Here is a 9,795-nt window from a genome sequence, read left to right on the forward strand (position 1 = left end):
CCGCCCCGGTGACGTCAGGCGAGACCGGCCGAGACGGGGGCATGTTCGAGCGATGGCGATCCAACCGGCCCGCATCCGGGTGCTGAACGACGTGCCGCCACGGGATGGCGCCGACGCCGTGCTGTACCTGATGCAGCAATCCATGCGCGTCCCGTTCAATCCGGCGCTGGAACTGGCGGTCGAGGAAGCCAACCGCCTCAAGCTCCCGCTTCTCGTCTGCTTCGGCCTGCTCGACGGCGCCAACGGCTTCCCCGAGGCCAATGCCCGGCACTACGCCTTCCTGCTGCAGGGGCTCGCCGACGCGGCCGCCGCCCTGGAGACGCGCGGCGTCGCCTTCCTCGTGCGCCGGGGGACGCCGGCCGAGGTCGCCATCGACCTCTCGGAGAGGGCCGCCCTGCTGGTGCTCGACCGCGGCTACCTCGCGATCCAGAAGGAATGGTACGGCGCGATCGAACGGAAGGCGAAGTGCCGGATCGTCCAGGTCGAGGGCGACGTCGTGGTCCCGGTCGAGACCGCCTCGACCAAGCACGAATACGCCGCCCGCACCCTGCGCCCGAAGCTTCAGAAGATCTGGGACGACTTCCTGGAGCCGCTGGAGCCGCGCAAGGTCGAGAACCCGGCCGGAGGGCTGATCAAGCGGCTGAAGCTGAAGGACGGCCTCGACGTCTCCGACCCGGACCGGCTTCTCTCGGAACTGACGCTCGACACCACGGTCGGCCCGGTGAAACGCTTCCGCGGCGGCTACACCGAGGCTGCCGGACGCCTCGAAAGCTTCCTGCAGGACGCGTTCGCCGGCTACGGCGCCGGCCGCAACAGGCCGGAAGCCGGGGCCGCCTCGCATATGAGCCCCTACCTGCATTTCGGGCATATCTCGCCGGTCGAGATCGCGCTGGCGATCCGCGCCGCCGAGGACGGCGACCGCGACGACCGCTCGGCCTATCTCGAGGAACTGATCGTCCGGCGCGAGCTGGCGATGAACCACGTCTTCCACACGCAGGGCTACGACGACTACGCCCGCGCCGTCCCCGAATGGGCCCGCAAGACGCTGGCCGAGCATGCCGAGGACGAGCGTCCGACCCTCTATTCCGAGGAGGAGCTGGCTGAGGGAAAGACCCGCGACCATTACTGGAACGTCGCCATGCGCGAGATGCGCGAGACGGGCTACATGCACAACCAGCTGCGCATGTACTGGGGCAAGAAGATCCTCGAATGGTCACCCTCGCCGGAAGAGGCGTTCGCCCGGACGCTGCGGCTCAACAACCGCTACTTCCTCGACGGGCGCGACGCGAACTCCTTCACCAACGTCGCCTGGATCTTCGGGCTGCACGACCGCCCGTGGCAGACCCGCAAGATTTTCGGGAGCGTGCGCTACCAGAGCGAGAACTCGCTCAGGAAGTTCGACGCGAAGGCCTATGAGCGGGCGGTGACGCGGCTGTGCGAGGCGGAGGGCGATTGAGTGCGGCAGACGTCACGCGGCCGCCTCATACGGTTTCCGGTTGATCACTTCGGTTTCACCATCCGCCGTCATTGCGAGGCGAAGCCGTGGCAATCCAGGGCGCGACCATTCCGGAGAGGTCGCGCGCTGGATCGCTTCGGCTCCGCCTCGCGATGACGGGATGGGGTACGGCCCGAGGTGATCAGCCGGAAACCGTATCAGCAGGCGATGACATCCAAGTACCCGCCCGCCGAGAGCCGAGCGATGATCGGGTCACGGGTGACGATCGGAATCTTCCGGACACGCGATGTCGCTATCAGATAGCAATCACCCGGATCCTTGTGGCCGGTCACGAGCGGCACTTCCGCCGCCTCGATCGCAATGTTCAGCCCTATCGGGATGACCTTCGCAGAGGTCGCACGAAGAGCCGCGCCGAACCACCGCGCGACGCTCGTCTCGAGACGTGGCGGATCCTTGTGCGTGGGCTTCCGTGCCGCGATCGACAGCTCCCACGCCGTGACCGGGGAGACGAAGAGTTTGCCGATCGCCTGACTTTCGCCGATCGCGACCAACGCCTCGGCGGCGAGTGGTTTCGCGCCGCTCACGAGCCAGTAGAGCGCGTGGGTATCGAGGAGAACGCCCGACAAGGACTACTCGGACTCGTCCTCGGTGGGACGCTGCGCGAGGGCCTGTTCGGCGATCGGCTTCAGCAGGCTGACGCGACGTTCGAGCTTGAGATCGCGCCCCTTGAGGGCACCGACACCCCTCACGGTCACGATCTGCCCGGTCTTCGCGCTGCGCACCTCCAACGACGTTGCCGCCCCCTTCGCGGCAGGCGTTTCTGCTGAGTCTTTGCGGAGTTTCGCCATAGCCCCGACGACGTAGCACGAAGCCGGTCCGGTTTCGATGAGGCAACGGCACGTTGCACCCTGACAAAGCGTCCCGACCGTTTCCCAGGTTCCGACCTTTGACCCCTACCGCCTCAAGCACCCCATCAGCCCCTCGACCTGCCCCATCCGCCCCTGGATGCGCGCCGCGATCGCCCGCACCCCGCGGGTCGGCTTGCCGGCGCTGCGCTGGATCGGGTTCGGCAGCACGGCGGCCAGCAGCGCGGCCTCGTTGCGGGTCAGGTCGCGGGCGCTCTTGCGGAACCAGTGGCGGGCGGCGGCCTCGGCGCCGAAGATGCCCTCCCCCCACTCGGCGACGTTGAGATAGATCTCCATCGTCCGGCGCTTGCCCCAGACCGCGTCGGCCATCACCGCGAGCGGGATCTCCAGCCCTTTGCGGATGTAGGAGCGGCCGGGCCAGAGGAAGACGTTCTTGACCGTCTGCATGGTGATGGTGGAGGCTCCCCGGCTCGGGCCCTCCTCGTCGTCCACCACATCGCGCAGCGCCCCCCAATCGACGCCGTTGTGGAGGCAGAAGCGCTGGTCCTCCGAGGCGATCACCGCCTGGACCAGCGCCGGGGCGATCGCCTCGAGGGGCACGCTGTCCCGCTGCACGCCCTGGAGCGTCAACCAACGCCCGAGCATCAGGGTTGAGGGCGGGGTCGCCACGCTATAGACGAGCGCGAGCGTGAGCGTGAAGGCAAGAATGGCAATGGGAGCCAGCGTGATCAGGGTGGCGGCGCGCCGCAGCCCGGTTCGGCGCCTCGGACCAGGATTCCGCGATGCGGCTGTCCTCGCGAGAGGCCTCGAAGGGATCCTTCGCAGGTCGCGCCCGTGCCGTTCCGCCTCGCTCTCCTCCGGCACCGCCACCTTGCGTCCGCCCCTCCCCGATCCAGGCCAGTCCCGATGACCTCAACGCAGGCTTCCCACCCCTCGGTCAAGGCGGACGCCTATACGGGTGACTTTACCCACAGGCTCGCTCAGGTCGCCGGCACCGTCGAGACGTTCCTCGTCGATCTGCTCGGGCCGACCCTTCAGGCCGGCGAGATCGCCCGGCCGCCGCGGCTGATGGAGGCGATGCGCCACGCCGTGCTCGGCGGCGGCAAGCGGCTGCGGCCGTTCCTCGCCATCGAGACCGCGCGGATGCTCGGCGGCGCCGAGGAGGCCGCGCTCGCGGCCGGTGCCGGGGTCGAGCTCGTCCACTGCTACAGCCTCGTCCACGACGACCTGCCGGCCATGGACGACGACGACCTGCGCCGCGGCAAGCCCACCGTCCACAAGGCCTACGACGAGGCCACCGCGATCCTCGTCGGCGACGCGCTCCAGACCCTGGCCTTCGAGGTCACCGCCGACCCGCGCTGGCAGCCCGATCCGGCGATCCGGGCGGAGCTGGTGCTCGGGCTGGCCCGCGCCTCCGGGCTCGGCGGCATGGTCGGCGGCCAGCTCCTCGACCTCTCGGCCGAGGGGCGCTTCGGCCCGGCCAACATGGATATCGACGACACCCTGCGGATGCAGGCGATGAAGACCGGCGCGATCCTCGCCTTCTCCGTCGAGGCCGGCGCCCTGGTCGGCGGCGCGAATGCCGACGAGCGGGCGGCGTTGCTGCGCTACGGCAAGGCGCTTGGCCAAGCCTTCCAGGTCGCCGACGACATCCTGGATCGGGAGGCCTCGCCGGAAGCGATGGGCAAGGCCACGGGCAAGGACAAGGATGCCGGCAAGGCGACCCTTGTCGACCGCCTCGGCCTCGACGGCGCGCGGGCCGAGTGCGACCGGCTGGTGGCGCTGTGCGAGGAGGCCGTCGCCCCTTGGGGCGAGCGGGCGCAGGTGCTCAAGGACGCCGCCCGCTTCACGGTGGCCCGCAAGGCCTGATCGGCGTCTACGGCTGCGGCGGGTCCGCCGGTTGCACCCCGTGGAACCGGTGCCGCTGCTCCGGCGGCACGCGGGCGCAATCCTCGCGGCGCCCGAACAGGCGGTATCGGTATCGCGCGACGAGGCCGTAGAGGCGGTCGCGCAGCGGTCTCGGGACGATCCTGAGCAGCCCGAACCAGCGCCACGGCGCCCTGAGATGCCGCGCCACGGCGAGCGCGGCATCCGAACGCGTCAGCGCCCGGCCGTCCCGAACCAGCAGGAAGGTGCCGTTCAGATCCTCCGCGGTGAAGCCGTGGCAGGCGGCGAGGGCGAGACCCTCGGCGGACCACGCGCCCATGAAGTGCAGACGATCGTCGCGCTCGTGCGCCAGCACGAACCGCACCGTCCCGGCGCAGAGGACGCAATCCGTGTCGAAGACGAGGGTCGGCGGCGTCGCTCGCGGGGAAGCCGTCATACCGCGCTGACCACCACCTCCACGAGGTTCGGCTCGCCCGAACGGATCCCCGCCTCTACCGCCCCGGCGATGTCCTCCGCCCGCTCGATCCGCCGGGAGGGAACGCCCATCGAGGCCGCGAGCGCCAGGAAGTCGAGGCGCGGCTCGGTGAGGTCCATGGCGATGAAGCGGTTGGCGCGCACCGAGGCGTAGTGCGTCTGCGATTTCATGAACTGCTTCAGGATGTTGTACTCGGCATTGTTGATCACGACGAAGGTCACCGGCAGCCGCTCGTGGGCGGCGGTCCAGAGCGCCTGGGGCGAGTACATCGCCGCGCCGTCGCCGACGATGCAGACCACCGGCGCCCGGTCGAGCCCGAGGGAGAAGCCGACCGAGGCCGGCATGCCCCAGCCGAGCACCCCGCCGCGGATCGACGCGTATTGCCGCGTCCAGGTGCTGTGCAGGATCGTGCGCAGATGCCCCAGGGTCGCGGGCGCCTCGTCGATGATCGCGACGTCGGAGCCGACGACGCGGGCGATCTCCCAGGCGGCGACGAGGGGATGGATGACGGGATCGGCGAACGCGGCCTGCGCCTTGGCCGCCAGGGCGGCCCGGCGCGCGTCGTAGGCGGCGACGGCCTCGCGGCGCAGGCGGGCATAGGTCTCGGCGCGGGGCGCGAGACGTGTTTCCAGGAGCGGCAGCAGCACGTCGAGGGAGGCGCGCACGTTGCCCACCGTCGAGAGCCGCGTCGCGTAGGTGCGGCCGAGGTCGCGGGCATCCGCCGAGAGCTGGAACACCTGCGTGCCCGGCGGCACGGCCGAGCCTTCCGTGTAGAGCACCGTGATGAGCGACTTGCCGCCGAGGGCGAAGACCGCGTCGTAGCGGCCCAGGATCTCGGCGATGCCGCTCGCCTTGGTCGGCAGGTTGCCCATCCAGAGCGGGTGGGCGGTCGGGAACGGGATATGCGCCGGCCAGGACGAGCCGTAGACCGGCGCCGCCAGGAGGTCGGCGAGCCGCACCGCCTGGGAGGAGGCGTCGCTGGCATCGACCTCGTCGCCGGCGATCAGGGCGAGCCGCCCCGGCGCGATGGCCGCGAGGTGGTCCGCGAGCCGGTCGAGGGACCCGGCCACCGCGTGGTGGTCGATGGTGGAGATCTCGCCGAGCGGCGCGGCGGTCATCGCCTCCATCACGTCCATCGGCAGCGACAGGAAGACCGGCCCCGAGGGCGCCGCCGCGCAATCGTGGAAGGCGCGCCGCAGGAGCACCGGAAGCTGGTCGGCGTTCGTCACCTCGCGCGCCCATTTCACCGTGGGGGCGGCGATGGTGGTCAGGTCGCCGAACAGCAGCGGATCGGTGATGACGTGACGCGAATCCTGCTGGCCCGCCGTCACCACGAGCGGCGTGCCGGAGATCTGGGCGTTGAGCAGGTTGCCCATGCCGTGGCCGAGGCCGCCCGCGGTGTGCAGGTTGAGGAAGCCCGGACGCCGTGCCCCCTGCGCGTAGCCGTCGGCCATGGCGACGGCGCTCGCCTCCTGCAGCGCCAGGACGTAGGCGATGTCGGGCGCGTCCGTCAGGGCGTCGATCAGCGGCAACTCGGTCGTGCCGGGATTGCCGAAGATGTAGCGGACGCCCTCCGAGCGCAGCACCTCCACCAGCACGTCGGCGCCGCGGCGTTGGCCCAGGGAGTCGAGTGTCGTGACCGTCATGGCCTGCTCCTTCCGCGCCTTCGCGAGCCCGATCCGGCCCGGCGACCGCGCGCAGGCTCTCTCATCATCGACGGTGGCGCGAGGGCCGCTCATCCCTCTGTCGAACGTCCGGCCGGAATCGTCACCGGTTCAGGGTTGGGCCGCGCGCGGCCGCACCGTCCAGGTGGCCCAGTAGACCGGCCGCCCGTAGAGGGAGGAGGCGTCGCTGCCGTCGCTCCGCGGCGCCCGGCGGTCGAGCCAGGTCAGGAAGCCGCCCTTGTCGGGGTAGATCGTCGGCGCGTCGAGATTGCCGTAGCGGTCGGTCATCCAGCCGAAGCCGTCGCGGGTGAAGCGCCCGAGGGCGTCGCCGCCGGAGCGCAGGCCGAGATAGGCCGCGGAATGGCCGGCCGCGATCGGCTCGGCGTAGAGCGTCAGGGCGGTGACGCTGCCCGGCGAGAGGTCGGCGGTGTAGTGCAGGCAGATGTCGGCCACGGGTCCGCCCGAGACGGTGACCGGCCGCGAGCAGGAATAGGCCACGGCCCAGCGGTCCATGCCCCGCGCCTTGGCGACGCGGATCTCGGTCTCGGCGGGCAGGCTCTCGATCAGCGTGACGGGCGCCGACCACGTGCGCTCGGCCAGGGGGTCGCGGCTCGTGCGCAGGTACAGGGCCATGCGCCGCCTGGCTCGCGGCGCGTCGCAATCGGCGGGCAGCACGTCGGTGTAGAAGTAGTGGTAGACGCGATCGACGACGCTGATCGAGCCGGTCAGGCCGCGCGCCTCGAAACCCGGCGCGGCGCAGTTGCCGACGATCGGCTTGCCCGCGTCGTCGAGCACCGGCGCGGGCTTGACCGCCGCGGGCTGGCCGCGGCCGCGCCGACGCCCCTTCTCCTCGGACGGCGCCCCGAACGGCCGCCACTCGGTGCCGGGATCGGCCCCGACGCGCAGGTCGAGGCTCTGGAAATCGTAGGTCCGCGCCTGCACCAGCACCCGGCGGCGGCCTTCCCCCGACGGTTCCGTCGCGGTGGCGAGGATGGCGTAGTACGGGTCGCCCGCCCAATCGCGCCCGGCGACCATCATGGCGTTGCCGGACAGGTCGTCCTCCGGCACGGGCGCCTGGGCGCGAAAGGTCATCTTGTCCTGCTGCCCCGCCTCGCGGGCCGCCCGGCGGGCCTCGCGCCGTGCCTGCCGGCTCGCCCGGCTGCGGCGGCGCGGCTGTTCGGCCCGGGCCGGACCGGCGCCCTTGAGACCCTCGCTCCAGAAGCGGGGATCGGTCGGCGGCAGGATCGTCGCCAGCGTCTCGATCTGCCGGCCGATGCGCACGGCGCCGCCCGAAGCGGGATCGGTGGCGCGCAGGTCGGCCGGGCAGGAATCCTCGCTTCGGCGACCGCTCTGGCGCGGCGGCTCGGCCCGGTAGATCACCTGGAGCGGCCCCGGCGGCCCGGTATCCTTCAGCCGCAGGATCTGCACGTCGTGGACGAAGCGGCAGGGCGGCGGGACGGCGTAGACGCCCTCGGCCTCGTTCTCTGAGCGGCAGATCTCGAGGGCGCCGCCGCCGGTCACGTAGCAGGCGCTCGCTCCGCTGCGGGGCGAGCCGGCCTGAGCCGAACCCGTCAGCACGGCGAGCCCGATCAGCGCGAGCGCCCACAGGTCCGCCCGGCCCGGAGCGGGTCCGGCCTCCGGCGTGAGGAAACCGCGTCCTGCGGCGGAGGGGTGGGAGGGGCTTGGGCGAGGCACGGCCGAACCTTAGCCCGGCCCCGCCGTTCTCGGGAAGCATCCGCGGCGCCCCGTCCCATCACGATCAGGCCGGATTCGGCACGCGGGAGCCGAACATGGTGAAAGGATTGGCTCACCAACACGGAGTATCGTGGGCTCCGGTTCGATCATGAGGGCACCCCATCGATGAGCAGCGGTCTCTCGGCACCGGCCGGTCTGTCGGAGGTCTCCCGCCTCGCGACGTTGCTGGCCGATCAGGCGCTCGACGCGCAGATCATGAGCCGTCCGATTCCCGACGATCAGGTCCAGGCGCTGCTGGACGCCGCCGTGCTCCTCGACGAGTACGGCCAGGAAATCCCGCCCCTGCTCGGGCAGATCGTCCACGAGATCGGCTCCTCCGCGCCCGAGCGCGCCGTCCGCTCCGGCAAGCGGGCGGACGAGGACGAGGTCGGGCGGATGGCCTGGATGCTGCGTCCGTTCCGCTCGGCCAAGCGAACGGGCTGAGACGAGCCCACCGGCTGAGAGACGGGCTTGCGGGCGCCGGGCCGCGCCGATAGAGCGCGGTCAACGTGGCGCGTGCCATCAGCCCGGATTCCAGCCCATGACCACCTACAAGCTTCTGCTCCTGCCCGGCGACGGCATCGGCCCCGAGGTGATGGCCGAGGTCGAGAAGGTGGTCGGCTGGCTCAGGCAGGCCGGTCTCGCCGATTTCGAGACCGAGCGCGACCTCGTCGGCGGCGCGGCCATCGACGTCCACGGCAAGCCCCTCGCCGACGAGACGCTCGCCCGCGCCGACGCGGCCGACGCGATCCTGCTCGGCGCCGTCGGCGGGCCGAAATGGAACGGCGTGGCCTACGACATCCGTCCCGAGGCCGGCCTGCTGCGCCTGCGCAAGGATCTGGGCCTGTTCGCCAACCTGCGGCCGGCGATCTGCTACCCGGCCCTCGCCGACGCCTCGGCGCTGAAGCGCGAGCTGGTCGAGGGCCTCGACATCATGATCGTGCGCGAGCTCACCGGCGGCGTCTATTTCGGCGAGCCGAAGGAGATCACCACGCTCGAAGACGGCTCGAAGCGGGCGGTCGACACGCAGGTCTACACCACCGCGGAGATCGAGCGGATCGCCCACGTCGCCTTCGATCTGGCGCGCAAGCGCTCCGGCCGGGTCGCCTCGGCGGAGAAGAACAACGTGATGAAGACCGGCGTCCTGTGGAAGGAGGTCGTCACCCGGGTCCATGCCGAGCATTACAGCGAGGTCGAGCTGGAGCACGTGCTCGCCGACAACTGCGCCATGCAGCTCGTGCGGCGCCCCAAGCAGTTCGACGTGCTCGTGACCGACAACCTGTTCGGCGACGTGCTCTCGGACGTCGCGGCGATGCTCACCGGCTCGCTCGGCATGCTCCCCTCGGCCTCGCTCGGTGCGACCGACGCCCGCGGCACCCGCAAGGCCCTCTACGAGCCTGTCCACGGCTCGGCGCCCGACATCGCCGGCAAGGGTTTCGCGAACCCGATCGCGATGATCGGCTCGCTCGCCATGTGCCTGCGCTACTCCTTCGGGCTGGGCGAGGCCGCCGACCTCGTCGAGGGCGCGATCACCCGCGCGCTCGCCGCCGGCGCCCGCACGCGCGACATCGTCGGCGAGGGCCAGACTCCGATCAGCACCGCCGAGATGGGCGACGCGATCCTGCGCGAGCTGGCAGCGCAGGCGGGCTGAGACGGCTGCATCCCGTGCCCTTTCTCCGGCCTGTCGGAGGCGCATCCCCCTCTCCCCGCACG

10 protein-coding genes are annotated in these 9,795 nt (G+C 71.2%); 4 read left to right on the top strand and 6 right to left on the bottom strand.

Going from position 1 to position 9,795, the window contains the following annotated elements:
- The first annotated feature begins 52 nt into the window (after positions 1 to 52).
- Complete coding sequence (locus tag MFF42_RS16515; protein WP_238256720.1) at positions 53 to 1,456, top strand: deoxyribodipyrimidine photo-lyase; 1,404 nt, start codon at positions 53 to 55, stop codon at positions 1,454 to 1,456.
- A gap of 197 nt (positions 1,457 to 1,653) precedes the next feature.
- Here the strand turns inward: MFF42_RS16515 and MFF42_RS16520 are convergent, their stop codons facing one another.
- The 3 genes from MFF42_RS16520 to mtgA all read right to left on the bottom strand — a co-directional run bounded on the left by MFF42_RS16520 (position 1,654) and on the right by mtgA (position 3,192).
- Complete coding sequence (locus tag MFF42_RS16520) at positions 1,654 to 2,082, bottom strand: type II toxin-antitoxin system VapC family toxin (RefSeq protein ID WP_238256721.1); 429 nt, start codon at positions 2,080 to 2,082, stop codon at positions 1,654 to 1,656.
- Positions 2,083 to 2,085: 3 nt separating this feature from the next.
- Entirely contained in the window at positions 2,086 to 2,244 is a 159-nt protein-coding gene (locus MFF42_RS16525) for a hypothetical protein (protein ID WP_238256722.1), read from the bottom strand.
- A 165-nt stretch (positions 2,245 to 2,409) separates the two neighbouring features.
- Positions 2,410 to 3,192, bottom strand: a complete 783-nt coding sequence (mtgA, locus tag MFF42_RS16530) for a monofunctional biosynthetic peptidoglycan transglycosylase (protein WP_238256723.1) — start codon at positions 3,190 to 3,192, stop codon at positions 2,410 to 2,412.
- Between the two features lie 36 nt (positions 3,193 to 3,228).
- Between mtgA and MFF42_RS16535 the strand changes: the two genes are divergently transcribed.
- Positions 3,229 to 4,191, top strand: coding sequence for a polyprenyl synthetase family protein (locus MFF42_RS16535; protein WP_238256724.1), 963 nt, complete (start codon positions 3,229 to 3,231; stop codon positions 4,189 to 4,191).
- Between the two features lie 7 nt (positions 4,192 to 4,198).
- Here MFF42_RS16535 and MFF42_RS16540 read toward each other — a convergent pair whose 3' ends face one another.
- The 3 genes from MFF42_RS16540 to MFF42_RS16550 form a co-directional block, all read right to left on the bottom strand.
- Positions 4,199 to 4,645: a thiol-disulfide oxidoreductase DCC family protein gene (locus tag MFF42_RS16540; protein WP_238256725.1), complete on the bottom strand. Its 447-nt coding sequence runs from the start codon at positions 4,643 to 4,645 to the stop codon at positions 4,199 to 4,201.
- Entirely contained in the window at positions 4,642 to 6,330 is a 1,689-nt protein-coding gene (locus tag MFF42_RS16545) for a thiamine pyrophosphate-binding protein (protein WP_238256726.1), read from the bottom strand. Before MFF42_RS16545 ends, MFF42_RS16540 begins: the two co-directional genes overlap by 4 nt.
- A gap of 129 nt (positions 6,331 to 6,459) precedes the next feature.
- Positions 6,460 to 7,956 carry a hypothetical protein gene (locus MFF42_RS16550; protein ID WP_373875190.1) on the bottom strand — a complete coding sequence of 499 codons (1,497 nt, stop codon included), beginning with the start codon at positions 7,954 to 7,956 and terminating at the stop codon, positions 6,460 to 6,462.
- A 252-nt stretch (positions 7,957 to 8,208) separates the two neighbouring features.
- On the opposite strand from MFF42_RS16550, the gene MFF42_RS16555 reads away from it, so the two are divergent.
- Together MFF42_RS16555 and leuB are read left to right on the top strand one after the other, a co-directional pair.
- Positions 8,209 to 8,526 (top strand): hypothetical protein, encoded by a 318-nt coding sequence (locus MFF42_RS16555; RefSeq protein ID WP_238256727.1) that lies wholly within the window; start codon positions 8,209 to 8,211, stop codon positions 8,524 to 8,526.
- A gap of 97 nt (positions 8,527 to 8,623) precedes the next feature.
- The gene (leuB, locus tag MFF42_RS16560; RefSeq protein WP_238256728.1) at positions 8,624 to 9,733 is read left to right on the top strand and encodes a 3-isopropylmalate dehydrogenase; all 1,110 of its coding nucleotides are present in this window, start codon (positions 8,624 to 8,626) and stop codon (positions 9,731 to 9,733) included.
- Positions 9,734 to 9,795: the final 62 nt, after the last annotated feature.

This window comes from Methylorubrum podarium (assembly GCF_022179745.1).
Lineage (GTDB): Bacteria > Pseudomonadota > Alphaproteobacteria > Rhizobiales > Beijerinckiaceae > Methylobacterium > Methylobacterium podarium.

Bases quoted from the DNA above. Each gene is read 5' to 3' on its own strand.
- MFF42_RS16515 (WP_238256720.1), top strand. From the start codon at position 53: ATGGCGATCCAACCGGCCCGCATCCGGGTGCTGAACGACGTGCCGCCA.
- MFF42_RS16535 (WP_238256724.1), top strand. From the start codon at position 3,229: ATGACCTCAACGCAGGCTTCCCACCCCTCGGTCAAGGCGGACGCCTAT.
- MFF42_RS16540 (WP_238256725.1), bottom strand. From the start codon at position 4,645: ATGACGGCTTCCCCGCGAGCGACGCCGCCGACCCTCGTCTTCGACACG.
- MFF42_RS16545 (WP_238256726.1), bottom strand. From the start codon at position 6,330: ATGACGGTCACGACACTCGACTCCCTGGGCCAACGCCGCGGCGCCGAC.
- MFF42_RS16555 (WP_238256727.1), top strand. From the start codon at position 8,209: ATGAGCAGCGGTCTCTCGGCACCGGCCGGTCTGTCGGAGGTCTCCCGC.
- leuB (WP_238256728.1), top strand. From the start codon at position 8,624: ATGACCACCTACAAGCTTCTGCTCCTGCCCGGCGACGGCATCGGCCCC.